Source organism: Pseudoalteromonas aliena SW19, assembly GCF_014905615.1.
Classification (GTDB): Bacteria; Pseudomonadota; Gammaproteobacteria; order Enterobacterales; family Alteromonadaceae; genus Pseudoalteromonas; species Pseudoalteromonas aliena.
Genome location: NZ_AQGU01000025.1, coordinates 1,106,940 through 1,133,068, shown reverse-complemented (window position 1 = coordinate 1,133,068; position 26,129 = coordinate 1,106,940). Strand labels below are relative to the sequence as shown.

Annotated in this window: 28 protein-coding genes and 1 riboswitch; of the genes, 27 read left to right on the top strand and 1 reads right to left on the bottom strand. The window is 38.0% G+C overall.

The window, feature by feature from the left end:
- Positions 1-5 precede the first annotated feature (5 nt).
- Genes PALI_RS10675 through PALI_RS10660 form a run of 4 tightly spaced genes read left to right on the top strand, consistent with a single transcriptional unit; the run spans position 6 to position 3,743 of the window.
- A complete protein-coding gene (locus PALI_RS10675; protein ID WP_077535681.1) occupies positions 6-473 on the top strand; it encodes a rod-binding protein in 468 nt (155 codons plus the stop codon).
- A 7-nt stretch (positions 474-480) separates the two neighbouring features.
- Entirely contained in the window at positions 481-1,788 is a 1,308-nt protein-coding gene (gene flgK, locus PALI_RS10670) for a flagellar hook-associated protein FlgK (protein ID WP_193155818.1), read from the top strand.
- An 11-nt stretch (positions 1,789-1,799) separates the two neighbouring features.
- A complete protein-coding gene (flgL, locus tag PALI_RS10665; RefSeq protein WP_193155817.1) occupies positions 1,800-2,696 on the top strand; it encodes a flagellar hook-associated protein FlgL in 897 nt (298 codons plus the stop codon).
- A 21-nt stretch (positions 2,697-2,717) separates the two neighbouring features.
- A complete protein-coding gene (locus PALI_RS10660) occupies positions 2,718-3,743 on the top strand; it encodes a flagellin (protein WP_193155816.1) in 1,026 nt (341 codons plus the stop codon).
- Between the two features lie 34 nt (positions 3,744-3,777).
- On the opposite strand, the gene PALI_RS10655 is transcribed toward PALI_RS10660, so the two are convergent.
- Positions 3,778-4,221: a hypothetical protein gene (locus tag PALI_RS10655; protein ID WP_193155815.1), complete on the bottom strand. Its 444-nt coding sequence runs from the start codon at positions 4,219-4,221 to the stop codon at positions 3,778-3,780.
- Positions 4,222-4,799: 578 nt separating this feature from the next.
- On the opposite strand from PALI_RS10655, the gene PALI_RS10650 reads away from it, so the two are divergent.
- The 23 genes from PALI_RS10650 to PALI_RS10540 all read left to right on the top strand — a co-directional run bounded on the left by PALI_RS10650 (position 4,800) and on the right by PALI_RS10540 (position 26,129).
- A complete protein-coding gene (locus PALI_RS10650) occupies positions 4,800-5,633 on the top strand; it encodes a flagellin N-terminal helical domain-containing protein (protein ID WP_193155814.1) in 834 nt (277 codons plus the stop codon).
- A gap of 291 nt (positions 5,634-5,924) precedes the next feature.
- Positions 5,925-6,764 carry a flagellin N-terminal helical domain-containing protein gene (locus tag PALI_RS10645; RefSeq protein WP_193155813.1) on the top strand — a complete coding sequence of 280 codons (840 nt, stop codon included), beginning with the start codon at positions 5,925-5,927 and terminating at the stop codon, positions 6,762-6,764.
- Between the two features lie 126 nt (positions 6,765-6,890).
- Positions 6,891-8,192: a flagellar filament capping protein FliD gene (gene fliD / locus PALI_RS10640; RefSeq protein ID WP_193155812.1), complete on the top strand. Its 1,302-nt coding sequence runs from the start codon at positions 6,891-6,893 to the stop codon at positions 8,190-8,192.
- Between the two features lie 9 nt (positions 8,193-8,201).
- On the top strand, positions 8,202-8,594 hold the full coding sequence (gene fliS / locus PALI_RS10635; protein WP_193155811.1) for a flagellar export chaperone FliS: 393 nt from the start codon (positions 8,202-8,204) through the stop codon (positions 8,592-8,594).
- Positions 8,595-9,086: 492 nt separating this feature from the next.
- Positions 9,087-9,404: a hypothetical protein gene (locus PALI_RS10630; protein ID WP_138585926.1), complete on the top strand. Its 318-nt coding sequence runs from the start codon at positions 9,087-9,089 to the stop codon at positions 9,402-9,404.
- Positions 9,401-10,708, top strand: coding sequence for a flagellar hook-length control protein FliK (locus tag PALI_RS10625; RefSeq protein ID WP_193155810.1), 1,308 nt, complete (start codon positions 9,401-9,403; stop codon positions 10,706-10,708). Before PALI_RS10630 ends, PALI_RS10625 begins: the two co-directional genes overlap by 4 nt.
- 29 nt (positions 10,709-10,737) lie before the next feature.
- The gene (locus PALI_RS10620; protein ID WP_077538735.1) at positions 10,738-11,187 is read left to right on the top strand and encodes a flagellar basal body-associated FliL family protein; all 450 of its coding nucleotides are present in this window, start codon (positions 10,738-10,740) and stop codon (positions 11,185-11,187) included.
- 12 nt (positions 11,188-11,199) lie between these two features.
- The gene (locus tag PALI_RS10615) at positions 11,200-11,922 is read left to right on the top strand and encodes a FliA/WhiG family RNA polymerase sigma factor (protein WP_138585928.1); all 723 of its coding nucleotides are present in this window, start codon (positions 11,200-11,202) and stop codon (positions 11,920-11,922) included.
- Positions 11,923-11,939: 17 nt separating this feature from the next.
- Positions 11,940-12,803, top strand: a complete 864-nt coding sequence (motA, locus tag PALI_RS10610; RefSeq protein WP_077538731.1) for a flagellar motor stator protein MotA — start codon at positions 11,940-11,942, stop codon at positions 12,801-12,803.
- 2 nt (positions 12,804-12,805) lie between these two features.
- Entirely contained in the window at positions 12,806-13,798 is a 993-nt protein-coding gene (locus PALI_RS10605; protein ID WP_077538729.1) for a flagellar motor protein MotB, read from the top strand.
- A complete protein-coding gene (locus PALI_RS10600; protein ID WP_077538727.1) occupies positions 13,791-14,189 on the top strand; it encodes a PilZ domain-containing protein in 399 nt (132 codons plus the stop codon). The genes PALI_RS10605 and PALI_RS10600 overlap by 8 nt, the downstream gene beginning before the upstream one ends.
- A 27-nt stretch (positions 14,190-14,216) precedes the next feature.
- Positions 14,217-15,140: a FliM/FliN family flagellar motor C-terminal domain-containing protein gene (locus PALI_RS10595; RefSeq protein ID WP_193155809.1), complete on the top strand. Its 924-nt coding sequence runs from the start codon at positions 14,217-14,219 to the stop codon at positions 15,138-15,140.
- Positions 15,133-15,471 (top strand): FliM/FliN family flagellar motor switch protein, encoded by a 339-nt coding sequence (locus PALI_RS10590; protein ID WP_077538723.1) that lies wholly within the window; start codon positions 15,133-15,135, stop codon positions 15,469-15,471. Before PALI_RS10595 ends, PALI_RS10590 begins: the two co-directional genes overlap by 8 nt.
- Positions 15,472-15,475: 4 nt before the next feature.
- Positions 15,476-16,228: a flagellar type III secretion system pore protein FliP gene (fliP, locus tag PALI_RS10585; protein ID WP_077538721.1), complete on the top strand. Its 753-nt coding sequence runs from the start codon at positions 15,476-15,478 to the stop codon at positions 16,226-16,228.
- Entirely contained in the window at positions 16,225-16,494 is a 270-nt protein-coding gene (locus PALI_RS10580) for a flagellar biosynthetic protein FliQ (RefSeq protein ID WP_077538720.1), read from the top strand. The genes fliP and PALI_RS10580 overlap by 4 nt, the downstream gene beginning before the upstream one ends.
- Positions 16,491-17,270: a flagellar biosynthetic protein FliR gene (fliR, locus tag PALI_RS10575; protein WP_077538718.1), complete on the top strand. Its 780-nt coding sequence runs from the start codon at positions 16,491-16,493 to the stop codon at positions 17,268-17,270. The genes PALI_RS10580 and fliR overlap by 4 nt, the downstream gene beginning before the upstream one ends.
- Before the next feature lie 3 nt (positions 17,271-17,273).
- Positions 17,274-18,404, top strand: coding sequence for a flagellar biosynthesis protein FlhB (gene flhB, locus PALI_RS10570; RefSeq protein ID WP_077538716.1), 1,131 nt, complete (start codon positions 17,274-17,276; stop codon positions 18,402-18,404).
- 16 nt (positions 18,405-18,420) lie between these two features.
- Positions 18,421-20,496 carry a flagellar biosynthesis protein FlhA gene (gene flhA / locus PALI_RS10565; protein WP_182702999.1) on the top strand — a complete coding sequence of 692 codons (2,076 nt, stop codon included), beginning with the start codon at positions 18,421-18,423 and terminating at the stop codon, positions 20,494-20,496.
- Positions 20,497-20,648: 152 nt separating this feature from the next.
- A riboswitch (cyclic di-GMP riboswitch) is annotated at positions 20,649-20,731 on the top strand.
- 100 nt (positions 20,732-20,831) lie between these two features.
- Complete coding sequence (locus tag PALI_RS10560; protein ID WP_193155808.1) at positions 20,832-21,713, top strand: OmpA family protein; 882 nt, start codon at positions 20,832-20,834, stop codon at positions 21,711-21,713.
- Between the two features lie 17 nt (positions 21,714-21,730).
- Complete coding sequence (locus PALI_RS10555; protein ID WP_193155807.1) at positions 21,731-23,044, top strand: sigma-54-dependent transcriptional regulator; 1,314 nt, start codon at positions 21,731-21,733, stop codon at positions 23,042-23,044.
- A 15-nt stretch (positions 23,045-23,059) separates the two neighbouring features.
- Positions 23,060-23,383 (top strand): flagellar hook-basal body complex protein FliE, encoded by a 324-nt coding sequence (locus PALI_RS10550; RefSeq protein ID WP_182703002.1) that lies wholly within the window; start codon positions 23,060-23,062, stop codon positions 23,381-23,383.
- Positions 23,384-23,389: 6 nt separating this feature from the next.
- Positions 23,390-25,129, top strand: a complete 1,740-nt coding sequence (gene fliF, locus PALI_RS10545) for a flagellar basal-body MS-ring/collar protein FliF (RefSeq protein WP_226894540.1) — start codon at positions 23,390-23,392, stop codon at positions 25,127-25,129.
- Positions 25,110-26,129, top strand: coding sequence for a FliG C-terminal domain-containing protein (locus PALI_RS10540; RefSeq protein ID WP_077538704.1), 1,020 nt, complete (start codon positions 25,110-25,112; stop codon positions 26,127-26,129). The genes fliF and PALI_RS10540 overlap by 20 nt, the downstream gene beginning before the upstream one ends.

The window sequence follows — 26,129 nt, the reverse complement described above, 5'->3', positions numbered from 1 at the left end:
ACGCAATGAAAATAGAGACTCCACACACACTATCGCAATCATTGGCTATTGACCCAACTAATGTAGTTAATATAGCTAAAAATAGTACTGAGAGTGAAGGGATCAAACAAGCTGCTGAGCAATTTGAAGCCATATTTTTACAACTTGTTTTAAAAAGTATGAACAGTGCGACAGAAACAATGTCGGGTGAAAATGGCTTTTTTAATAGTAAAGAACAAGCACAGTTTAGAGATATGTACGATGCTCAAACAGCGCAGCATCTTGCATCTAAACATGAGCTCGGTTTAGCTGAAGCAATTATTAGACAATTTAACGAAAAAATAGAACCTATTGAAAATACATTTAAGAAAGACTTAATAGCGGTCGCTGATCCATTATATAAGAACAATGAAAAAGTTGAGCCTACCCAGAGTCATGATATTTATTCTGGTGCATCATTTACTCAATCATTGAATATTATTCCTATTAGGTAGTTAAATTATGTCGATGTTAAACAATGCATTAAGTGGACTTAATGCTGCAAATGTAGCGCTTACAGTTGCAGGGCAAAACGTTGCAAATGCAGCAGTGGAAGGTTATTCACGACAGTCTGTACAGTTTAAAACAACGGGTGTTCAATTAGGCGGCGTTGAGGTTTCTTCGGTAGATCGCATCGTAGATGCTTTTTTAAATGATGATATTTGGCGCACAAACTCTGACGCCTCATACTATAAAAACAAACAAACGTATTTAGGTTTTATTGAACAGGTTGTTGGTACCGACTCGCTTAATTTAAACGCCTCAATTACAACGTTAAGCAATGCATTAAATGCAGCATCAACGACACCTGACTCGCCAGCATATCGTCAACAGTTTTTATCAGCTGCTGAAGGTTTAATGCAAGATTTTGCGCAAATAAATGGCGCGTTAGAGGGGCAATCAAAAAAGCTGAGCTCAGAAATGAGTAATGTGTCTCTTGAGGTTACATCGCTTACCCAGCAAATAGCACAAGTAAATGGCAGTATTGGTAAAGCAATAGCAAACAACCAACCCAGTGCTGAATTAAAAGATAACCGAGAAAGATTAATCAGCCAATTGTCTGAACATATTGGCGTGTCTATCGTTGAACGTGATTCTGGCCTTTTAGATATTAGCACGTTAAGTGGTGCCCCTTTAGTTGTGGGTACTAAAGCTGCGTCAATAAAGGTTAATAATACAGACGTTAGTAGTCATTTTTTAGGCCAAGAATTTAAACTCGATGAACATGTTGGCGGGCACTTTGGCGGCTTGATCAGCGCAGAAAAAGATATTATAAAACCTACATTAGCGAGTCTAAACAGCTTAGTAAAAGACTTAGCTGATGATGTTAATACAGCGCTAACTGCCGGCTTTGACTTAAATAACAATGCAGGTATTCCTTTATTCGAATATGATCCATTAAACCCGTTAGGTAGCATAAGTATTAATCCTAATATGGGTAAAGATGAACTTGCATTCAAAAATAGCAGTACAACAGGCCCTGGTGATAACTCTAATATTGCTGATATATTGTCGGCAATGACAGGTAAAGGAGAGCGATTTACTTTACTGGTTGGGGAGCTTGCAATTACGAGTAAACAAAATAAAACCAGTATTGCTACCGCGTCGAGTTTAAACACAAATGCAATTGCTGCGCGCGACAGCCTAAGTGGCGTTAACTTGGATGAAGAAGCTGCAAGTCTGATGCATTTTCAGCAAATGTACGGCGCTAACGCCAGAGTAATTAGCACAGCAGATCAAATGTTTAATGCTTTACTGCAAATGTTTTAAAGGAAAATATAATGCGAGTTAGTAGCCATCAATATCATTTAAATTCTATTCAAAACATCCAAACTAATGCTGGGATCTTTAATGAAAAATCTGTTCAGCTTGGTACAAATCAAAGAATACTAAAGCCATCAGATGACCCACTTGGGACTGTAATGCTGATGAATTTAGGTTCAGAAATTGATTCGCTAGAGCAGTATAAAACGAATATGGATGCGGTTAATTTTTCACTTGGTCAACAAGAGGTGCAGTTAACAGGTATTGTGAATCAAATTTATTCATTGCAGAGCTTAATTACAACGGCTGCTGATGGCTCATACAGTGATACTGAAATTAAAGCACTTGGGCAAGAAATGAGTATTGCTTTTCCGGCAATCGTTGATTTACTTAATGCGACAGATAGTGCTGGTAAATATTACTTCTCGGGAAGTAAAACAGACGACAAACCTTTTCAAATTGATGGTGCAGGTAACTACGCTTATAGTGGGGATAGCATAGTTAGGGAAGTATCTGTGTCTGATGATTCGAGTGTTATTAATAATATTATTGGTGATGCCCTCGACCCTAGTGCCGGCTTTTTAAATGCCATGAAAGATTATCTTGTTGATGTTAATAACCCGCCTGCCGGTGGCGTTGGTGCACAATCAAGAGTGATGATAGATAAGCTTGCAGGATTTTTGAGCACGATTAGTGGTCAAGTCACTACAATTGGTGCAACAATGGCATCACTTGACTCAGTAACTACAAGTAACGAAGATATAAAAACTTTTACGGTTAATCTTCGTGACGATTTAAGCTCTTTAGACTATCCTGAAGCATTTGTATCATTAAAAGAGTCAGTAGCGGCTTACGAGTCATCAATGCAAGTTTATTCAAATGTAAGTAAACTCTCTTTGTTTTCGTATATTTAATTATAATACCAGGAACATACCATGCTCGTTAAAAGTAGCGAAAAAGTTCAATCTCTGGAGCCGGCTAATACAGCTAAATCTAGTGGCGTCGTTACATCTTCAAAAGATTCGGCTAATAATCTTTGGAAAAATAAGATTGTTGCTAAGCAAGAGCAGGTTCAGGTATTAACTAATTGGTCAATTCGAGGCGCTTTAAGTCAAGAGCTGGCAAAAGCAGAGCAAAGTGAAGCAACCATTCGTAATTTATTTATTGGCTTAGAAAGGCTTTCGCAACAACTTAATACGCAAGCCGCTAATACTAAACCTCAAGCAATGCAGCAGCGCGGTATCAGCTCGCAAATTACCATGTTACAAAATGCGGCGAGTAGAAAAGGCTCTGGGCTCGATGCTCAATTAAGAACAAATGATCCAAATAGACCAATTACACGCCAGCTTAATGCAAATATGGATCTTATAAGTAAACGTCCACATGATGAAAATATTCAGTTACTTATGGGTAGAAGTGGCAAATCATTGAATTTAAGTTTACCTGCCAACCAGGATGAGCGTGCTAACTTTAGTGCTGTACAAAATGCATTTTCGCAGCATCAAATTAGTGTGGAATTGAGTCGTGAAAATCGATTACTTTTTAGTGCAAAAAAAGAAAACGCAGGCCCTTTGTTAGAACCATGGGTAATTAGTGGTCAAGGTGTGCGTGTAGCCGCCGGAAATCCAATTTCATTACAATTAAATGATATTGATAATCCTTTAAATGAACTTGCAAAAATAGCAGATAAAAATGCGTCTATTCAAGAGCATAGAGATAGAATACAAAACGCACAACGACACTTAAAAGCTAATTTAATGAAAGTTCAAGCTAAGAGACAGCAATTACTTGCCCAGCTACAGCAATTAGATACCGCAAGCTCACTTGATAACAGTGAAGCGCTTACAAATCTTAGTAGTAATGCAAAACAACAAATGCTCAGTGCCGGTGCTAATAGTGTGAGTGTTATCATGGCGCAAGCTAATGTAACGCGTAATATGGTGCAATATTCCCTTAATTAGAAATAACATTGTAATTAATATTTTATAACGGTAACTATTCAGCCACACCTTTAATAAATATATCAGGTAGCTGATTTTTGAAGAGTAGCTCAAGTGCTAAGCTTGCAGATACATCTTGTTTTCTGCAAGTCGAGAGATAGCTTCTGATCAAACAAAACATCTCTGTTCCTTGCATGCTCCTGAAACACCCTGATATCTTTTCATGAACCGCAATTTCCGCCATGAAGCGTAAGACATCATCTTGATAATTTCTTAACAGCTTTAACAACGGCCTGGATTTTATTCGCTTTAATATCACGTGCTGGCCTTTTACACGGCTATTTTCATCTGGTGGAGGGCATTTAACGTCACCTTGAGCCAATATGTGTTGATACCTCTCTATATAGTGCGCTTTTGTGTCTGCATCTAGCTCGGGGTTATGTATTTGATGTTGATTGATTTCTTTCAGGAAAGTTTGCAACTCCTTTGCCCATTGCATGCCATCTTGCTCCCATGCCCTTTCTAATTCTTGGATATACACAAGGCATGTTGACACTTTGTATATTGATAATAGGTAATAACCCTATGTTGGCATACTGGCGGGATCGGTCAATAGTTAAAATGATCCTTTGAAAATAATTTACCATTAAGACAAAAGTGTGTTTTTAATTTCATCGGTTTTTAATTTGTAAACTAAACACGCAATCGTCTTATCATGTGGAGTATTTATATTAAATAAGTCGTACTCATACCGCTAACTATGGGTCGCACGCCAATATTTAATGTTTCCCAGTAAGTATAATTGACTTATTGCGAGTTATATATTGATCTGTTTACGCTATTTCAATGGTTGATTTGTGGATGGAAATTGAATTTAAGTGAGTAAAGAAAATTACGCTCATGTAGATTTATTTAATTCTTGAATTTAAGGTGCGTATTTTTAAGCATATTTTCTTATGAAAATAAAAAACAAAAAAAGTTTAGTTTTTCCTAAGTTTGGTCGCTCTTTATGGTTAGGCGTTAATTACACACGTTATTTAAATTGCAGATACTAACTAAAAACGAAAGGAAATAAACATGGCTTTATCAATTCAATCAAACATGGCGTCAATGTCAATTCAAAATCAACTAGGTCGCAGCAACAATGATTTATCTACGGCACTTGAGCGTTTAGGGTCTGGTTTTAAAATTAACTCAGCAAAAGATGATGCAGCAGGCCTACAAATTGCTTCACGCTTGAACGCACAAGTACGTGGTCAAGAAGCGGGTCTTTATAACGGTAATAATGCGATGTCGATGATGCAAACAGCTGAAGGCGCGTTTGATGAAATGACTAATATTGCGTACCGCATGAAAGAACTAGCTACACAAGGTTCAAGTGATACCAATGGTACTAAAGAGTGGGCTTCTCAAAGTGCCGAGTATTCAGCACTGTCACTAGAGCTGAAAAATATTATGGATAACACTTCATTTGGTGATGGCACTAAATTACTAACCGGTGGTAAGTTTGCTGCTAGTGTGAGCTTTCAAGTAGGTGCAAGTGCAGCAGAAACACTTGCTGTTGATATTTCAGGAAAATTAACAGCAGTAACAGCTGCACAAGCTAGTGCTGCTGCATTTACTGATGTTACAACAGCGCAAGCTGAAATAGTAAAGGTAAACACAATAATTGATAGTATTGGTGATGCGCGTTCTACATTAGGTGCGTCAATGAACCGTTTAGACCACACTATGAATAACGTAACAAACATGAAACAAAATACTCAAGCGGCTGTAGGTACATTAATGGATGCTGATTTTGCGGCTGAAACATCTAACATGACTAAGCAACAGTTATTAATGAATTCTGGTATTTCAGTGCTTAGTACTGCAAACAGCACAACACAAATGATTGGCTCGTTACTTCGTTAATAGTTTAGCGAAAGGTTACTTAAACTAAGTAATCGATAAGTAAATAAAAACAGCCGCACTTTTAGTGCGGCTGTTTTTGTTTGTAGTAGGTGTTGAGTCTAACTATTTAGTTTTTTAGAGGGCTGTTTGTGATTTAGCGTCACTATAAATGTCAGTACAAACATTCATAACAATAATAAAATCAAAATAAAGTTTAGTTTTTTCTTAATGTGGTCGCTCTAAATGATTAGTCACTGCTATTTATGCTTTTAAAGTGTGGGTAGCGTTAAAAAAACATAAAGGAAATTAAGCATGGCTTTATCAATTCAATCAAATATGGCGTCAATGTCAATTCAAAATCAATTAGGTCGTAGTAACAACGATTTATCTACTGCGCTTGAGCGTTTAGGATCTGGTTTTAAAATTAACTCAGCAAAAGACGATGCGGCAGGTCTACAAATTGCTTCGCGCCTAAACGCACAAGTACGTGGTCAAGAAGCAGGTCTTTACAATGGTAATAACGCTATGTCGATGATGCAAACAGCTGAAGGCGCGTTTGACGAAATGACTAATATTGCTTATCGAATGAAAGAGCTGGCAACACAAGGTTCAAGTGATACTAATGGCGCAAAAGAATGGGCTTCTCAAAGTGCTGAATACACAGCATTAGCACTAGAGCTTACAAATATCATGGATAATACCTCTTTTGGTGACGGCACTAAATTACTAGCAGCAGCTGGGAAATTCGGTGCTGGTGAAGTAAGTTTTCAAGTGGGAGCAAGTGCTGCGGAGACACTTAAGGTAGATATTTCTACTCAATTAGGCGCGGTAACTACAGCTAATGGTACTGCTACTGCATTTACAACTGTTGCAACTGCGCAAGCAGAAATCGCAAAAGTTAATACAATAATTGACACGATCGGTACTGCACGTTCTACATTAGGTGCGTCTATGAATCGTTTAGATCACACTATGAATAACGTAACAAACATGAAACAAAATACTCAAGCGGCTGTGGGTACGTTAATGGATGCTGATTTTGCAGCTGAAACGTCTAATATGACAAAGCAACAGTTACTAATGAACTCAGGCATTTCTGTGCTTAGTACAGCAAACAGCACAACACAAATGATTGGCTCATTACTTCGTTAATAATTTAGTTCATTAACGGATTAATTAGTTTTGTAAAACTAAAATAGCTATATTTTTTATAGCTATTTTAATAAATAAAAATTCATCGGAGTTTTTATTTATTAAAATAAATACTTGGAGAATATAATGAGTTTATCAGCACTAGGTATCGACCCTGCTAATTTGGCTAGTCAATATACACAAATTGAACGAGCATCAAAAGATCAGCTTTTAAATAATAAAAATAGTGATTTTACTAATAGAATTAAAGCATTTGATGGCTTAAAAAGTAACTTAACGAGCTTTTATACAGACTTAAAAGCTGGGTTGAAAACTGAAACAAGTTTGTTTAGTAATAGTGCAACGCTAAGCGATGAAGGATCTTTAAGTGTAACGGCAAGCGGTAAGGCAACAAGTGGCGATTATGATGTGTTTGTCGAGCAATTGGCCCAAGCACATCAAGTAGCGTTAAGTTTTGATCCAACAAAAACGTTAAGCACAGATGGTGAGTTTAATATTGATTTAGCTGGGGATTCGTTCAGTGTTGACCTTTCTACACTGGGTGCTGATGCAAAATTAAGTGATTTAGCCAGTGCTATAAATAGCCATGCAGATAATAGTGGCGTAAAAGCTACATTAATGCGCTCTGGCAGTGAAACTTTTCTAGTGATGACCAGTGAAGAGTCTGGGGCGGCTAACCAGGTCTCATTAAACTTTACTGCAGGGGCTGATGCAAATGGCGCTGATATTACCAATGCTATTGCCACTAAAACAGAACTTACCGCAGCCCAAGATTCTATTATAAAATTAGGTGCAAGCTCTGCGCTGACAATTACTTCAACAACGAATAAACTTGAAGATGTGATTGAAGGCGTAACGTTAAACTTAACGAAGGTGCAAGCGCTAGGTGATAGCCCTATTCATGTAACGGTTTCACAAGATCAAGAATCAAGTAAAGCGAATGTTAAAAGCTTTGTTGATGCCTTTAATAGCTTAGTTAACGGTATTACAAGTAACGATAATTTAAAGCGAGATAATATGGCTTCTGGTCTTGCTCGTTCATTACGAAATGACTTTCAGGGTACGTTTGAAGGAAAAACGCTTTATTCAGTAGGTATTGAGTTTGATCGTAGCGGTAATTTAACAATCAATAATGAACGATTAGAAGCTGCTATGACAAACGACCCAGAGGCATTAACTAAAATGCTTCAGGGTGAAACGGGTTTGATGTCTAAGCTTGAAAAACGAGTGGAGCCTTATACAAAAAGCTATGGCTTAATGACGGACAAAAAAAATACACTACAGTCAAGTTTAGATATTGTAGTGAGGCAACAAAAAAGCCATAACACCTCAATGGAGCAGGTGTATCAGCGTTATTTGTCGCAATTTACGCAAATGCAACAGACTATTGCGCAATTAGAATCTACAATGGGCCAATTTGGAAGCTAGGGGTTAAGAATGTTAGATTTAAATGATGGCTTTTCGGCTTATAAAAGCACGTCTGTTGATGCGAAAGCGGCGAGCGCAGATATACATAAATTGGTACAGATGTTATTTGATGGCTTTTTGGATGAACTAGAAAGAGCCTCAGGGCATATTACTCAAAAGCGTTATGATAAAAAAGCCGAGAGCATTGAAAAATTAATGCGCATACTCGGGGGCCTTGAAGCATCACTTGACCTTGATAAAGGGGGAGAGGTTGCATTAAACATGCAGAAACTTTACCAGCACTGTGGGCAAGCATTATTGCAAGCTAGTTTAAAAAATGATTTGGCATTTATAGATTCAACACGTGTGGTAATGACGAACTTGCAGGAAGGCTGGCAAGGATTGGGTACGCAAATAGCTTGATGATTTATGTTATACCCATTTTATAAAAACATGACCATTCTAGCGTATTAAACAACTCACTGACTACTTATAGTCGACTGCATGGATGCAGGAGGGTAATGCAGAGAGCAATTGCTGGGAACAACTATGTATCATAACTTTAGTCTTGTTATTGAACTATTTTCAGCACTAACTGCGTTGAATTTACTTGCAATAGGCCAGCTATTGACGCGTAAATTCGCCTTGTTTCTGGCTAGAGAGAATAAATTTAAATGTCACCATGATTCAATACGTAAACCTCTTAACCAGAGTTCAGGTTAGTTAACAAAAACCGGCTAATTTTAGCTGGTTTTTTTGTTAGTGGGCTGAGTTACTTCCAAGCTACTTCCGCAGCGGAAGTTAAACTTCCGTTTTGGGTGGTTTTTAATGTTTTTATTAAGTAAAAACAATGAGTTGCTATTGGCTTGATTTTTGCTATATTTCAATGTGTTTTATTATAGGTTGATACTGTTCATGGATATATCTAAGAAGCAAACTGAGCAAAAAATTGAACAGTTACTTTGCGCTATGGAGCGAGCAGTTCAAGATAACAATTGGTTTAAAGTAAAGGAAGCCGATAAAAAAATGCACTTATTGCTTGGCTTATCTGAAAAAAAACCTTGGTTTGATTCAATAGAGCCTCAGCGTAGATCACTTAAAAAACGCTATACAAAAATTATAAGTGTAATTGCGAAACAGCAATCAGATATCAAAGTGAAAATGCAAAGTCACCAAAATAATAAAGAAGGCATTGAAGCGTATAAAGAACTGAGCGAAGGAAGTGATTTATGAATATTCAACTTGGCAATATTGCATCGAAAGCTGAATTTGATGTTACAAGCAGTAAAAAAATAATAAGTAACGCGAATGCAGTTGATTCTGCTGTTAACGAACCTGCGTTTGACGAGCATGCTTTGTCTACTCAAAAAGAGATGGATGAAAACAGCGCGCAGTTAATTAACGAAGATTCTATTGATGATGATACAGGCGATGAATTTTTGCTTATAGAACCCGTTGAAGTGTCGCCAGAGCAACCGGCTAATCACCCTTTATTAAATTCAATTGGACAATATAAAAGTTCAGGTCTCAACACTTTAAATGAGATACCTTCACAAATTGCAGAGAGTGAAAACAGCGCGGCTATTTTAGATGAGCCCCTGATTGAACAAGCTAATTTACCCGAAACGCCCCCCAATAAGGAGGTTGCAACTGCTTCGCTTATTAATGAGCAAGCCATAAATAGTGCGCTAAATTCAACAAAGTTGCAGAGTGCCCCCGCAACTGCTCAAGTGAATTTAAATGCAGAGCAATCAAACGCAGTTTTAAATAACGGCTTTAATGTAGGTAATCTAGATACTGCGGCCCAAATTATTAATACAGAGCTAAATACAGTAACGAAAAATAACAATTTACAGCACTCGGGTATCGCACTTCAAAGTTTGCAAGGGCTACTTCGGCCTTCATCAATACAACCTACGGTAAATGGCAAGGTTAATTCAGTTGATACGAATATCAGTGAAGTACCTACTCATAAGAGTGATTTGCACAAGCACACACTAAATGCACTACCCAATAGTTTTAGCATTGAAAGCCGTGACTTATTAACTCAAAAAGCAGCTGTACTTAACCCGTTTGCACATAATGAATCCTTAGCTGATACATTCCAATGGCGGCAAGAAAAGCTCAAGGGTGGACCAAATGAGTGGGGGCAACGCTTACTCAATGTGCTAGGTGATAAGGTCAATTTGCAAATAGGGCAGCAACTACAAAAAGCGCAGATCAGATTAGATCCTCCGAATTTAGGGCGAATAGACATTTCTATTAGTGTTGATGGAGATAAAACGTCAGTTAGTTTAATAACCAGCAATCCACAAGTTAGAGATGCTATTGCGCAAACATTGGATCAACTGCGTCAAACGCTTTCTCAAAATGGTAGCGTGTCGGTAGATTTAAATTTTGATGATAAACAACAAGAGCAACAACATAGCAATAGCGACGAAAAGGTCGCTGAAAACATTTCGTTAGTTGATAACACCGAGCAAGACGATGAACTGAGACAAACAGTATCATCAGGCTGGTTAAACAAATTAGTATAACTATTAATATTGGTTAGAGTGAGGTAAATGTGAAGAAAATAATATTAGGCGTTGGCGCTTTAGTTTTGATTATAGGTGCATTTTTTGCTGGTAAATTACTCGATAGTGACTCTAATCAACAAGGAGATGCAGGCTCAACGAATACAGAAGCGAACATAACTGAATCGCAGTACCATGAGATGGAGCGATTTATAATTAGTGTGTCGGATGAGAGTTATGCACGCTACTTAGTGTTGGATCTTGTTTTGGTAATTCCGCCTTATATTGATAATAAAGTATATGCTGCAGAAGCAACCCCATTGTTGCGTAATGTACTGGTAAAGCAATTTGCGAATATGAGTCATGCTGACGTAAAAGCTTTATTTAAAGATATCGATGCAGTCCAAAAACTATTACTAGAGCAATTTAACCTCGTTTTAATAAATAAAACGCCTTTAAGGTTAGATAATGTTCTCGTCACTAATGTATTCATTCAATAGGATACGCTTAGTATGTTGCTGAATGAAGAGTGGGGTGAGCTCACATCAGAGCCCCTCGTGACGCTATCACCGGCAAAAGAAACTGAGTTGTTAACCCAGTATTCTTTTTTGGTAAAAAGAGCGGCAGCGCACATGCGAACACAAGTTGGCGTGCTTGTTGATAACGATGATATTCAACAAATAGGTTTGGTGGCTTTATTATCATCACTCAGGCGCTATGGTCGAGATATAGATGAAAAATTTACCGCTTTTGCATTTAAACGTATTCGCGGTGCGATGCTTGATGAGTTTAGGCGCTTAGATTGGCGACCTAGGCAGTTAAGGCAGCAGTCTCATCAACTTCGTGACATGACACGCACATTAAGAAAGCAACACGGTCGAGAGGCAACAGATACTGAGCTGTGTGATGCGCTTAACATTGAGCATAATGAATTAATTAAACTTCAGTATAGCGAACAAGCAGAAGCTATTGAGAGTTTGGAGAGCTTACTTGAAGATAATCCCAAATTGTCAATTACCTCACCTAGTTCAGAAGATAAAGCCGATACGGTATTGATGTTAAAAAAAGCAATGAGCGGGATGAATACCCGAGAAAAGCTGCTTTTACAGTTATATTATACACATGAAATGAATATGAAAGAGATAGCACTCACTCTTGAACTTACAGAAGCTCGAGTTTGCCAGTTACATAAAAGAGCGCTCGAAACACTAACCAAAAAGCTTCAACAAATTTAATATCTGAGGGATAAATAATGCAAAGAGTTATCGGTTTACTAGTAGTGCTAGGTACAGTACTTGGCGGCTTTGCCTTCGCCGGCGGCAATATTGCAACTATGTGGCAGCCAGCTGAATTTGTGATCATACTGGGTGCAGGTATTGGAGCTCTTATTGTTGGCAACTCTAAGTATGTTTTAACCGAAATGTTAAGCCAACTTAAATACCAATTTATAAGTGGCAAAGGAAGTAATACCGCTGAGTTGTACCACGATCTGTTGTTAGTTATTTACTCACTGCTTGACTTGGCTCGCGTTAAAGGGATTAAAGGCTTAGATGAGCATGTTGAAAACCCTGAAACAAGCTCTATATTTCTTGCTTACCCAAAAGTGTATGAATTTCCTCAATTAGTGACGTTTATTTGCGATAACTTACGTTTATTTAGTATGGGTAAAATTACATCACATGATTTTGATGCCATGCTGGAGCAAGAAATCTATACAATAGAAGAACAAAAATTAAAGCCTTCGCATGCCCTTGCAAATACAGCAGAGGCGATGCCTGGTTTTGGTATTTTGGCGGCTGTAGGTGGGATTATCATAACAATGCAACACCTTGACGGTGCATTGAGTGAAATTGGTTATCATGTTGCGGCTGCGTTAGTAGGAACATTTATAGGTATATTTGCCTGTTATTGTTTAATTGCGCCTTTAGCTTCTGCGATGGAGCAATATGTAAAAAAACAAATGGCAATGCTTGAATGTGTACGTGCGATGCTTGTTGCTCATGCAAAAGGGCATGTGCCTATTGTTGCTACTGACTCGGGTAGAAAATTAATCAATGAAGAAATTAAGCCTACTTTTACCACTATGGAAGAATGGATAAATAATAAGGCCGCCTAGTTATGGAAAAAAATAATGAAATAATAATAAAAAGAGGCCGAAGAAAAGCAAAAGCGGAAGCGCATGGAGGAGCGTGGAAAGTGGCATTTGCTGATTTTACGTTAGCGATGATGGCTTTTTTTATGGTCATGTGGATTATGGCCATTACCAACGAATCTGAGCGTGAAGAAATAGCGCATTATATGAGAACTCATTCAGTATTTGATGGTGGTCCTGCTATTTTTGATCCTCAAAATAGTCCTTTCCCTGTTGATCTTGGCGGTTCACCTTCTGTTGTAAAACATTTCAAATCTGGAGATACGCCACCTGATTCACCAAAACCGGGTATGAGTGAATTTTTGCAAATACCTAAAGGCGATATAGATCCTAAAGCAGGTAAAGGTAAAGAATTAAATTCAGTGATTAACAGTGATTTTAAAGCGTCTTCAGAGCTAAGTTTACTTTTGAAAAGCTTTCAAGATTTAACAAAAGAAGACCTATTGAAAAATAACTTATTAGTAGAGGAAGTGCCTTCAGGCTTAAGAGTTATTATACGAGATGATGATAGCCATAGAATGTTTGAGCGTTCGAAAACAGAAATGACCCCATTTTTTGAAGATTTATTTTTACATCTCGGCGGCTTATTTCAAGGCATTGGTAATAAAATCATTATTTCTGGGCACAGTGATGCAAGTACGTTTAAAGATGGAAGCTCAAGAAACTGGGATCTTTCGGGGGCAAGGGCGCAAGAAGCAAGGCGCGTTATGACTGCCGGAGGCATGCCAATCAACAGTGTTTTACAGGTAAATGCTTTTTCTTCAAATCGTCCTTTAAATAAAGATGATATAACGGCTAGTGAAAATAGACGAGTTGAACTGTTAATTTTAACAAAAAAGGCTGAAAAAGAGCTTAATGAATTGTTTAACAATGATAATATCGACAGCCCAGTAAATAAATCGGCCAGAGCTGCAACAGCGAATAAGCCTGTACTACGTTTAGAAGGTAGTTATGAGTAGTGAATTTGAAACCAAACGTAATTATAAACGCTGGAATTTAAATCCTAAAGACAACTTTGAGCCAGAAGCTGTTCAGCGAGGTGGGGTTTCTGTTGAACTATTAAGAAACTTTTTCTTTGATATTTCAATTTGTCACGCGGTTGCAAAAGACATTAGTTTAGGTGGCGTTGGCTTATTAGTTCCAAATGAAAAAACAATACCAGATACAGTAACAGTCGTTTTTGATGAGCATAGCCGCTTGGTTGGTAAGGTAATGTATCGTCGAAAAGTGAATGAAAAGCTGGCGTTTTTAGGTGTGGAGTGGACGACTAAAAATGATAAAAAACGCAGTACAATAGTCACGCGTTTACAGCAGCAGGCTCAGTATAAAAAAGAGCAAAGATTGAAATGAAAAAAATGAATCAGGAAATGTTTTGATATGCGCAAAAATGTAAATTTTAGGCCGAAATTAATTAAAGCTAAAGATTCTGAAGATGTTACTTCTTTTCCTCTTACTTTAGAGCAGCGTGTTTTAGATTATGCCGCAAAAAAAGCGGATGAAGTAAAAGTAAATATGCGAAAGGTTTTTGAATTAGAGCTTGCTCAGCTTTTCAATGACACTCGCTTTGATATTGATATATCTCAGTGTAATCATTCGGTGATAAGAAGTTGGTTTAAAGAGTCGCCTCGCATCTTTATTGAGTCACCTTTATTTGTACCAGAAGAAGACTTTGCTTATTTAGCGTTAGATTATAAAAGCGCCCACAAAACAGCCGATCTTTGCCTTGGTGGACAGTTTAATAGTTTAAATCCCTCATCAGATGAGGACGTTGAGCTACCTGCAGAGCTGAGTTCAACTGAAAATAGAATATGTTGCCGTTTATTACAAAGACAGATCCAAGGAATGCAAAACTTACTCTTTAAAGAACGCTCCACTTTATTAGGTGAAGTTCAAAAGTATGAAGAGCTTCCAGATCCATTAAATTATTTGGCTTTTAAAGTGCGCTTTATTTTAGAAAATGAAGTTATAAGCTGGTTTCTTTGGCTACCAATTACTTTTTTTAGCGATAAAACAAAGACAATTAGTCATAAAGAAAGTAATGCAGAACACCTTTCTATGGACGCTTGGCCGCAATTTGCAGTGCAAGGCAAAATAGAAATGGCAAAGAAGAAAGTGACCCTCAAACAGCTAAAAGAGTGCATGAATGGCAAAATTTTGCCGATTGAACTTAATGAACCGGCACTGTTTAAACTGGGTAATAAAAATATTTTTAAAGGCCAGGTTGTAGAACAAGATACAGGCCTAGCATTTCAAATCACAGAATTAACAAATAAAGAAACGAGTAGCATAAATTATGAATGAAAATCTTGATAACGCTTTAGCTGGTTTAGACCTAGATGCAATGGATGACTTTGAAGGGAAATCGATAACACAAGGAAATGCTGAAAATATGTCTTTTTTTCAAGATGTTCCGTTATTAGTTACTTTAGAAGTTGCCAGTACCGAAATTACACTAGGCGAATTGAGCCAGGCAAAAGATGGTGATGTTTTAAGGCTAGACAAAGTTGCAGGTGAACCTTTAGATGTTAAAGTAAATGGCATTTTCTTTGCTAAAGCAGAAGTGGTTATGACAGAAGGACAATATGGTCTGAAATTCATTACAAAAAAAGCTTCTGAGCAAGAGGAAGCGTAATCAAATGAATAAAAGCGTAATTTTAAAAGCCAGCTTAGTACTATTATTACTATTAGTACCAGGTTGGCTAAATGCTGAAGAACTTACGCTATTTTCTTTAAAGGATACAGCGCAGGGGCAGGATTATAGCGTCAAGTTACAAATCCTGTTACTGATGACTGTGCTGAGCTTGATCCCCGCTTTATTGATGGTACTTACTTCTTTTACTCGAATTATTATTGTACTGGCCATTTTAAGACAGGCTATGGGGCTTCAACAAAGCCCTCCCAATAAAATTTTGATTGGAATATCACTCATGCTTACCATGCTCATTATGAGACCGGTCTGGCAAGATATGTATCAAAATGCGTATAAACCCTTTCAGGCTGAAACAATTGGCTTAGAAGAAGCATTACTAACAGCAGAGAAACCACTGCGCGCTTTTATGCTAAGGCAAACTCGTGAAAGTGAGCTAAGGCAAGTTTTGCTAATCGCAAATGAGCCAACCACATTAACAGCTGAAGAAATTCCTTTTGAAGTTTTGATGCCTGCTTTTGTACTAAGTGAATTAACAACCGCTTTTCAAATTGGGTTTATGTTATTTATTCCATTTTTGATTATAGATTTAGTGGTAAGTAGTGTTTTGATGTCGATGGGTATGATGATGCTATCGCCCTTAATAATTAGTTTGCCCTTTAAATTAATGGTGTTTGTTTTAGCCGATGGTTGGTCGATGATTGCCGGTACATTAGCCGCTACATTTGGTATGTCACCATGACACCAGAAATGTCTGTAGAACTTATTGCCAGTGCAGTGTATACAATTATTAAACTAATATTGGTTTTGATTGTGCCTGGGCTTATTTTGGGTATTGTTGTTGCAATAATTCAAGGTGCAACATCAATCCAAGAACAAACTCTTACTTTTTTACCAAGAATGTTACTGACGTTGTTAATGATTGTTTTTGCAGGACATTGGATGTTACAGGTAATGATAGACTGGTTTGATAAACTCAAGTTTATGCTTCCTGGGGTGTTTGGTTGAGCTCTCTTTTATCATTGTCTGCTGCTGACTTAGTGAGTTGGATTGGGACTATGTGGTGGCCATTTGTTCGCTTTTCAGCGCTACTATGGTCAATGCCTGTTTTTGATAATCCTGCAGTGACACCTCGTTCAAGAATAATGCTTTCAATGATGCTTGCTTTTTTGGTGGCTCCTCAGTTACCGCTTGCGCCTGCAATTGATATATTCTCTTTAGATGCGGTTATTTTAACGACCGAGCAAATTATTTTTGGTGTAATGATGGGATTGTCATTACGGATCCTGTTTGAAGTTATGGCAATGATAGGCTTAATACTGTCTATGCAAATGGGATTATCTATGGCACTTGTTATGGATCCTGGTAGCGGGAATCAGGTGGCATTATTAGGGCAGTTATTTTGGATAATGTGCGCTTTATTATTTTTTGCAGCGGATGGGCATCTAATTACACTCAATGTAATGGTCGAAAGTTTTACACTGTTCCCTATCGGTAGAAGTATTTATGAGTTTAATATTCAATCAATAATTATGTTGTTTGCCTGGATGTTTTCTTCAGCTCTATTGCTTTCTATGCCTGGGATTATTGCGATGCTATTAGTTAATTTAACGTTTGGTGTTGCGAGTCGAGCAGCTCCTTCTTTAAATATATTTGTGCTGGGTTTTCCTATGTCTCTGTTAATGGGGTTTTTCTGTGTTTTTATGACATTGGAATATACTGGAAGCTCTTTTTCTTCACTAACTTACTATGTTTTGTCTACGTTTACGGAGGCTATGAGATAAGTTATGTCTGAAGATAGCTCCCAAGAAAAAACAGAACAACCCACAGAAAAACGTCTAAAAAAAGCTAAAAAAGACGGACAAGTCGCAAGATCGAAAGAGTTGAATACGGCTATTTTACTCATGGTGGGTATTTCGGGTTTACTTTGGTTTGCCAATTTATTTTATAAGCTATTTGCAGATTTAATGAGCACAAGCATGCAGCTTGATCATAATATTATTAATAACACAAAAATGATGCCGATTGCTTTAGCGCAAGCCGTGCTGGATATGTTATCCACGTTAACGCCTTTTTTGCTTTTAATGTTCATTGCGATGTGGATCACAGGGTGCTTACCTGGTGGTTTTGTTTTTTCAATGTCACTTGTGGCTCCAAAATTTAGTAAATTAAACCCTTTGAAAGGGTTAGCTAAAATGTTTGGCATACAGTCATTAGTGGAACTGGTTAAGTCGATATTAAAAATTTCGCTGCTTGCTATCTGTTTATATACGTTTTTGACCAAATTGTGGATGCAGCTCATGTTTTTGCAAAATTTGGATGTGAAAGTGGCAATAGGGCAGGGAATTGAACTTTTGTTTTTATCGTTAATGATAACAGTCACTTTACTGTTATTTATTGCTGTAATTGATGTTCCTTTTCAGCAGCATCAAATCTCTAAAAAAATTAAAATGACGCACCAAGAGGTCAAAGAAGAGCGGAAATCTTCTGATGGTAGCCCTGAAATAAAAAATAAAATTAGGCAAATCCAGTTTCAACAAGCAAATCGTAAAGTTGAAGAGCGAGTACCTACTGCCGATGTTATTATAACTAACCCAACACATTATGCGGTTGCAATAAAGTACAGTGAAAGTGCAGCCAAAGCACCTTATGTAGTCGCTAAAGGTGTGGATGAAATGGCTTTAAGAATTAGAGAAGTCGCTCGTCAAAATAATAAAGAGGTTATAGAGTTGCCCGCTTTAGCGCGTGCAATATACTTTTCGACCCGAATAGATCAAGAAGTGCCTAACGGTTTATATACAGCCGTTGCTTATGTTTTAACTTATGTAATGCAGTTAAAAGCCTATAAACAAGGCCGTGGGCAACCACCTGCACCTTTACCTAAACTAAAAATTCCTAAAAACTTACAAAAATCTTAGATGTTGGAGTCATAATTTGAACTGGCGCAGTTTTACTCGACCTTATACAGCTATTCCCGTAATACTATTAGCGATACTTTCAATGGTGATTTTACCATTGCCAGGTTGGTTACTGGATGTGTTATTTACTTTTAATATAGTGCTTTCAATTATAGTACTCTTAGTGGCTGTTTCGACCAAAAAGCCGCTCGACTTTTCTGTGTTCCCTACTATTTTATTAGTCGCGACGTTAATGAGGTTAACCCTTAATATCGCCTCTACTCGTGTCGTATTATTACATGGTCATGAAGGCTCAGATGTAGCAGGGCGAGTTATTCAAGCATTTGGTGAAGTTGTTATTGGCGGAAACTATGTTGTTGGTATCGTTGTTTTCGTTATTTTAATGGTTATTAACTTTGTTGTAATCACCAAAGGTGGTGAACGAATTTCTGAAGTGGCTGCGCGATTTACACTCGATGCAATGCCAGGTAAGCAAATGGCCATTGACGCAGATTTAAATGCGGGTTTAATTGGTCCTGAACAAGCAAAAGAACGACGGTCAAATATAGCTCAAGAAGCTGACTTTTATGGTTCGATGGATGGTGCCTCTAAATTTGTTCGCGGCGATGCAATTGCCGGTTTAATTATTCTCGTAATTAATTTACTGGGTGGTGTTTCTATTGGGGCATTTCAACATGGCCTTAGTTTAGCCGAGGCGTTTCAGCGTTTTGCATTACTCACTATCGGTGATGGCCTTGTAGCACAAATTCCTTCTTTATTACTTGCTGTAGCGGCCGCAATCATTGTTACGCGAATGAATGATGAAGGCGATGTCAGTGAAACAGTAGGGAAGCAGCTTTTAGCTTCACCTCGTGTTATTTTAACTGCCGCCTTAATTATGGTGGTTTTAGGGATTGTACCAGGAATGCCTACCGTGGCATTTTTGGGGTTCGCAGCGCCTCTATTTTATGTAGCGTGGCGATTGCAAAAATCACAACCCACCTCAGATTTACTTGAAGCAGAACAAATAACTGACACTATTTTAAGTGAACAACAAGCTAGCTTAGAGTGGCGCGATATTTCTCACGTCGATAAATTGGCGGTTGAACTTGGTTTTCGTCTCGTTTATTTAGCAGATAAAGATAAAGGTGAGGAACTTGTCAAAACATTGCGTGGGGTGAGAAAAAACCTTTCTGAGCAACTCGGTTTTTTACTACCAGAAATTAGAATAAAAGATAATTTAAAGTTAAACCCTCAAGAGTACAAAGTTAATCTAGCGGGCGTAGCGGTGGCAAATGGCCATTTGAATGCAAAAGAGTTACTGGCACTAAATACAGGTGATGTGTACGGAACACTCGATGGGGAAATAACTACAGATCCGGCCTATGGGCTTGAAGCCGTTTGGATAAAAGACGACAGTAAAGCAAAAGCTTTGAATATGGGGTACTCCGTTGTCGACTTAGGCACGGTTATTGCTACGCATACCGGCAAGGTAATTAAAGATCATTTAGATGAGTTGTTTAGCTATGAAGATGTGCAAAGATTAAATGAGCGTTTAAAAGAAATATCGCCAAGTTTAGCTGAAACATTTGAAAAAGCGTTGCCCACTAATCTGCAGCTAAAAGTTATACGCTTGCTGTTAAGGGAGCATATAAGTATTAAGGACATTGTAACTATTGCAGGAACCTTAATTGATAGTGTTGAAGTAACAAAAGATCCGATTCTATTAGTATCTGATGTGCGCTGTGCCTTGCAAAAAGTATTAGTAAAACAGGTTATGGGTAATCGTGATGAGCTGGCAGCATATAGCCTAGATGAGAAACTTGAAAGCACAATGCAAAGTTCGTTAGATCAAGCTATGCAAGCGGGCAAGGTCTCATTAGATAGCTTTCCTGTTGACCCTAATTTGTTAGGGCAGTTTCAGCGTATGATGCCGTTACTTGTTGATGATATGAAATCAAGAGGTGTAACGCCGACCTTAATCGTCATTCCACAGCTTAGGCCTCTTTTGGCCAGATATGCTAAAACGTTTACGAAAGGTGGGTTAGTTGTTCTTTCTTATAATGAAATTCCTGATTTTGTAAGAGTCGATATATTAGGTTCTCTGGGATGATAATAATAAAGTTCTAGCTTTTATGAACCAGTAATGAATTAAATGCAATTATGTTTGCATTTAATAATAATTAACTATAGTCTAATTGTTGGCTAGGCCGTACGCATTAGTATTGCCTAGCAGGTATTCTATTTAGAATCGGAATATTTAAGAGAATTAAATGGCAAACTTCACGAAAGTGTAGGACGCAAAGCTACCAGTCTAAGGTGTTAACTAAGATCGTGGGGCCACATTAACTTAGTGATAGTGTTTGGTGCTAAAACTGCATTCAATGCATTTCGCTGTTTATATTATAAAGACCAGATTGGTCCGGTTTAATGTTGTATGGAATACTCATGGGTAATATATTTTTAAAAGTTAGAGTTTTTACTTTTTTTTGCATTGTTATTTTTACGATTAACAAAGTAACAGCAGCAGAGCAAAGTTTTATTCAAAATTATGAGCAAGGGTTTTGGTCAGCAAAAGAAACGTCTTTTTTTTGTAGCCTAGAGCAAACCTTCGATAGTTATGCAAAACTAGAAATAGTTAGCGTGCCTGCAGAGCCTCAAAAACTGGTTTTTAATTGGTTATTATCAGATAAAAAAATAACCGATATCCAAATCCTTTCTAGAAAAGCTGATTGGCAATCAAGTCGCGTATCCCCCCCTCAACTGAATTTTTTCTCCGCTGACATAAATAATAATACAGTTACATTTGACGCGAACGTCAGTACTTTGCTGCGTGTTATAAAGCAAGGTGGTTGGCTAGACAGCGTCATTGGTTTTGGCGACGAGCAAGTTCGACTTACTTTTACAAATACAAATAGTAATCTTGCAATTGATCAATACCAGCACTGTTTAACAGATTTATCACCGTTGTCTTGGCAACAAGCGAGGGATTATGAAATATATTTTGAAACCGGTAAACGTATCGTCGAAAAAGTGGCTGATTTAGCTTTTTTGAAAGATTTAGTACGTTATATATCGCTTGATACAAAGGTGACCAAAGTAATGATTGATGGTCATACCGATAATGTAGGGTCGCCTTTAGCGAATCGACTACTTTCTAAAGAAAGGGCTGATGATATTGCATCTCGCTTGGTTGAGTTTGGTTTGCCTAAAAATATGTTAGAGGTTCGAGCTCATGGCCAACGTTACCCCGTAGTAGAGAATTCAAAGGTAGGACGAGAGTCTAACCGTCGTGTTTTAATTCGTTTGTTCCGAGATACGACTAAATGAGTTTTGTAGAGGATAACATGAGCCAAAAATACCTTTTATGGATCAGTGAACAACAGCCAGATGTTGAGTTTAAGCAAACGGTTGTATCTGAAGGTTTTAAATTTTTATATACAGACTCCGTAGCTGATGCTGTTAGTTATTGCATTAGTAATAAACCAGAGCTCATTTTTGTTGATGCCGATATTCAACAAATTGAATTAGTCGAGTTTGTGAAGCTTTTGCGCAGAACTTGCCCTATGACCCAAGTCGTTTCGCTTGTTGATTCATCGCAAAGTGAGATCGCATCAAAAACAATCAATGTTGGTGGGGCTGTCGACTACTTATTAAAACCATTTTTTGAAGAACAACTTAAAAACACTATCAGAAATGCGAATTCGATGAAGCATGGTGTTGAGGATTTAATTGCTGTTTCAACAAAATCTCAACAAGTGCTTCGTTTAGCTAATCGCGCTGCACAAACCTCAGCCAGTGTGTTAATCACTGGAGAGTCGGGAACAGGTAAAGAAAAATTAGCCCTTTTTATTCACAAAGCATCAGAGCGCGCAAATAAACCTTTTGTAGCGGTTAACTGTGCTGCTATACCTGAAAATATGCTTGAAGCAATGTTATTTGGCTACAACAAAGGCGCATTTACTGGGGCTATAAACGCGCAACCAGGTAAGTTTGAATTGGCTAATGGCGGAACAATTTTACTTGATGAAATTACCGAGCTGCCACTTGATTTACAAGCAAAATTATTACGTGTTTTACAAGAGCGAGAAGTCGAAAGATTAGGTAGCCATCAAAAGGTTCACCTTGATATTAGAGTTATAGCCGCTTCAAATAAAATTTTAAGAGAGCAGGTCGAAAAAGGCGCTTTTCGAGAAGACTTATTTTATCGCCTAGATGTGTTACCACTAAGCTGGCCTGCACTTCGTAATCGTACAGACGACATAATACCTTTAGCTCATTACTTTATAAAAAAGTATGGTACGTCTGAATTTAATATTAGCAAGCAAGCTGCGGATGTCATGCTTTGTTATAACTGGCCAGGAAACGTCCGAGAGCTTGAAAATGTTATGCAAAGAGCCCTCGTTATGGCACGGGGTGTAGAAATTCAATCGGATGATCTTAATTTGCCTCATTGCTTAGTTCCGGCAGCGAGCTTTTGCTCATCTCAATTAAAAGAAAATAAAAAACAAGCTGAATTTGACTACATATATAGTTTGCTAAGCCGCTTCAAAGGTCACCGAACTCAAACAGCCGATGCGCTCGGGGTTAGTACTCGAGCATTAAGATATAAACTTGCTGCTATGCGTGAATACGGCATAGACATAGATGCAATCGCATAATTTAAGGAAACCCTAATGTCACCGATCGAAAGTCAACGAATGATGCTTGGAAAAATGACGGAAATGCAGCAGTTAGCTGCCTCCGATCGAATTGAACCAAATCTTATCCCTAATTCAGATGTGAGTATAAGTGAAGATTTCAAATTTGTTGTGCGCTCTATTAATGAACAACAAAATATCGCCGGCGATATGATGAAAGCTGTTGATACTGGGCAAAGTGAAGATGTTGTTGGTGCTATGGTTGCAAGCCAAAAGGCAAGTTTAAGTTTTTCAATGCTGATGGAAATGCGCAATAAAGTACTCAATGGCATTGATGATGTAATGCGAATGTCGTTGTAGAGGTTGATGATGAAAGGTGAATTAACTAAAGTGCCAGAGCCAAGTAGCAACGATATGAAATTAAAAGAAAAAGTTGTTAATTTCTCTCACAAACTGAATTTTAGCGGTGGCAGTGACAGAAGCGTTGCAACTATTGCGCTTTTAGCGACATTGGTGGCGGCAACAATTGTACTGATTTTATGGACTTCAGCTAAAAATTATGTGCCCCTTTACGGAAATCAAGAAAGTTACGATAAAGCGAATATTCTTGAGATTTTAGATAAAGAGCAAATTACATTTCGTATTGATACCGATAGCGGAAATATTTTAGTACCACAAGAAAAATTAGCTGATGCAAGAATCACCCTAGCAGCACGTGGTATTAAAGCGTCGATGCCAGAGGGCATGGAAAGTATCAGCGATAAAGTATCAATGGGTACGAGCCAATTTATTGAATCTATGCAGTATCAACATGCCTTAGAGGGTGAGTTAGCACGCACTATTATTAATATGCAAGGTATTCGAAATGCGCGAGTGCACTTGGCTGTGCCAAAACGGAGCCTGTTTGTTGGTCGCACAGAGCAAAAAACCGCAGCATCGGTGATGGTTGATTTAGCGCCAGGGCACGAATTAAAACCAGAGCAAGTTGAAGCAATCATTGCATTAACGATAGGTAGCGTGCCGGGTTTAAATCCTAAGTCAGTTTCAGTTGTGGATCAGCGCGGTAAATTATTAAGCGGTGATTTATTTGATAACACGCCGGTAGGTAAAGAGACGGATAAAAAATTAGCGTTTGTAGGCAAGGTTGAGCGCAATATTGAACAAAGAGCTTCAATCATGTTATTGCCGATATTAGGTGAAGGTAACTTTAGGATTCAAGTATCTACCGATGTTGATTTTAGCGTTGTAGAAGAAACGAAAGAACTTGTCGACCCGCAAAATGTTTTAACGCAAGAGTTTGTTAAATCAGATACCACATTAGATCAACTTGCTGCGGGTATCCCTGGATCACTTGCAAATGAACCGCCTGTACCAAATGAACAAGGTGGTGATGAAAATAATGAGCGCACCTCAGAGCGAAGTGAAAGTAACAGACAGTTTGAAAATGGGCGTTCTGTTACACACACTCAATTTGAAGTTGGGCGAATTAAATCAATGAGTTTGTCTGTACTTATTAATGAAGGTGCGTCACTTTCAGATGAAGGTTGGACCGATGAGCGCCTTGCATCTTTAGGTGAAATGGTTAAAAAAGCAACTGGTTACAACGATGTTCGAGGCGATCAATTTAATATTACTAGCTTTGTCTTTGTACAAGAAAAAGTACTCGCACCTGGTGAGGGCCTCGAATGGTGGCAAATGCCAGAACTTAGAGAATATGCGCGTTATATTTTTGGCACATTGATCAGTATTTTACTTATTTTATTTGGTGTACGTCCGTTGGTTAATCATTTAATCAAAGGAAAGAGTAATTCTGAGTTGTTAGCTACAACGCAAGATTCAAACACAGCAAAATCTAATCACGATGTGAGAGATAGACATATTACTCCGCTTGATGATGCTATTAGTGCTAATGCAAAAGCTGATGGCATGGGTTCTAAAGATAAAAATTCAGACCCTTCATCTATTTCATTGCCTCAAATAGGTAACGATTTTGAAGAGCAAATTGCGCATATGCAGCTTTTAGCGAGCAGAGAGACTGAACGAGTAACATCGGTTATTAAATACTGGGTAGAACAAGGGGTTGAAATTGAATCAAGAAAAGCTTGAGAAAGTAACACCATTACCAGCATTAGATAGAGCAGCTATTTTACTGCTAAGTATGGGTGAAGAAAATGCCGCGAGTGTTATTCGTAAGCTAGGGCGTCGTGAAGTTCAAGTTATTTCAGAGAAAATGGCTAAAATTTCTAATGTGACTCAAAAAGATGTGGCTTCTACGTTGAGCGAATTTTTTGATTGCTATAGAAATGAAAGTGGCGTTAATGGCGCATCTAGAGTTTATTTAGAGCGCGCATTAGACAAAGCTGTTGGTCGTAAACTCGCTAAAACGATGCTTGATGATATTTACGGCGGTGCAATGAACGATGATTTACGCCGTTTAGAATGGATCCCACCTGAGTTAATTGTTCGCTTTCTTGAACAAGAGCATGTACAGATGCAAGCTTTGTTTTTAGCGTTTCTTCCGCCAGAGCAAGCATCAGCGATCATTGCATTATTTCCTGAATCGAAACATGACGATTTACTTTACAGAATCGCAAGTTTGCGAGAAGTCAGTGAACATGTGATAGATGATGTTCGACTAACATTAGAGGCATGTATCGAGTTTGTGGGTCGTCAAGTTGGCGCTCAAGTAAACGGTGTTGATAAGGCTGTTGAAATAATTAATCGTTATAACGGTAATAAGAGTCAAATTATCGAGATGATGAAAAAACAAAACAGTAATGTTGCCGATGAAATACAAGAAAAAATGTACGACTTTGATGGCTTAGCTAAACAAACGGATGAAACACTCACTCAATTGTTAAATGATATTCCTGATGAGTTATGGACAATGTCTTTAAAAGGTGCCGATAGAGACTTGGTTGACCGTGTACTTGGCGCTTTACCAAAAAGACTCGCTCAAGTATATCAACAACAAATTGACGGTTTAACTTCGCAGCCTGTTAGTAAAGTTAAAGCCGCTAGAAAAGAAATAATGTCTATTGTGAGAGACATGACCAAACGAGGCGAAATAGAATACCGCTTGTATCAAGAAGAAACAGCGGGATAA